The organism is Streptomyces sp. HSW2009 (assembly GCF_040240285.1).
Classification (GTDB): domain Bacteria; phylum Actinomycetota; class Actinomycetes; order Streptomycetales; family Streptomycetaceae; genus Streptomyces.
The window spans coordinates 1-1,158 of record NZ_JBEHZD010001031.1; the positions used below are offsets into that span (position 1 = coordinate 1).

Genomic DNA, 1,158 nt, shown 5'->3' on the forward strand with positions numbered 1-1,158 from the left:
CATACCGGCTGCACCCACCGGAACCCCCCCCCCCCCCCCCCCCCCCCCGTCGGCGGCCACCCCACACCCGACCCCCGCCCCCGGGCGGGCAGCCCACCACCCCACCACCCCACCCCACCCAAGGCAGGCCCACCCATCGGCCGGCAGGCCGCACCCACTGGCAGGCTCCAGGCCAGCCGGCGAGCCGACACCGGACGCCACCCGCTGTTCACACGAAGGTCCATGCACGGCCCTTGTTGTTTGACAGGTACCTGCGGAACTCTGTTCCTCGCGTACGGGTCTACGCGCAGTGTCTATGCGCGTATACGACTCGTCCTGCATGCCCGCGTCCGGCCGTGCTCGACGGGTGGCGTCGTCGGGGCCGGCCTGCCACGGGCGGGCTCCGCCAGGCGCCGCCTGTGTCCAGCGCGGCTTCCGCCTCGTTCGCCCAGCTCAGCCATCTCACCCAGTACGTCGAGCACACCCAGCACGCCCAGTTCACCAAGTGCCCCGTCGGCACGGGTTCGCCCGTCTGGTTCGGTCGGGTCCGTGGTCGTCACGGAATCAACGGAGGAACTTCATGCGCCGGTTGGTCGCCACCCTGTCCACCACCGCTGTCGCCACGCTCACCGCCGTAGCCCTAGCCTCGCCCGCTTCGGCCGCTCCCGCCGACAAGGCGCAGGTGCTCGCCAGTTGGACGCAGACGAGCGCGTCCAGCTACAACGCGTGGAACGCTGCCCGCGCTAACCAGGGCTCCTGGTCCGCCTACGGCTTCGACTGGTCGACGGACTATTGCAGCAGCTCGCCCGACAACCCGCTGGGCTTCCCGTTCAAGAACTCCTGCGCCCGGCACGACTTCGGGTACCGCAACTACAAGAAGGCCGGCACGTTCAGTGCCAACAAGGCCCGCCTGGACAGTGCCCTCTACGAGGACCTGAAGCGCGTGTGCAACGGGTACTCCGGCGCGTCGAAGACCACCTGCAACGCCACCGCCTGGACCTACTACCAGGCCGTCAAGCAGTTCGGCTGAGCCGACTGACCCACCAGCCGTCCGCGGCGGCCCCCGCCCCCCCCCCCCCCCCCGGGGGGGGGGGGGGGCCGGGGCCCGCCCGCCCCCCCCCCCCGCCCCGCCGCCGGGGCCGGGGGCGGCCCCCCCCCGCCCCCGCCCGCCCGGGGGGG

Annotated in this window: 1 protein-coding gene; it reads left to right on the forward strand. The window is 73.1% G+C overall.

Annotation, left to right across the window (positions count from 1 at the left end; translation table 11 throughout):
- Positions 1-559 precede the first annotated feature (559 nt).
- Entirely contained in the window at positions 560-1,009 is a 450-nt protein-coding gene (locus AAHZ94_RS34385) for a phospholipase (protein ID WP_349997601.1), read from the forward strand.
- The last annotated feature ends 149 nt before the right edge of the window (positions 1,010-1,158 follow it).

Coding starts and splice junctions, on each gene's coding strand:
- AAHZ94_RS34385 (WP_349997601.1), top strand. CDS start 560: ATGCGCCGGTTGGTCGCCACCCTGTCCACCACCGCTGTCGCCACGCTC.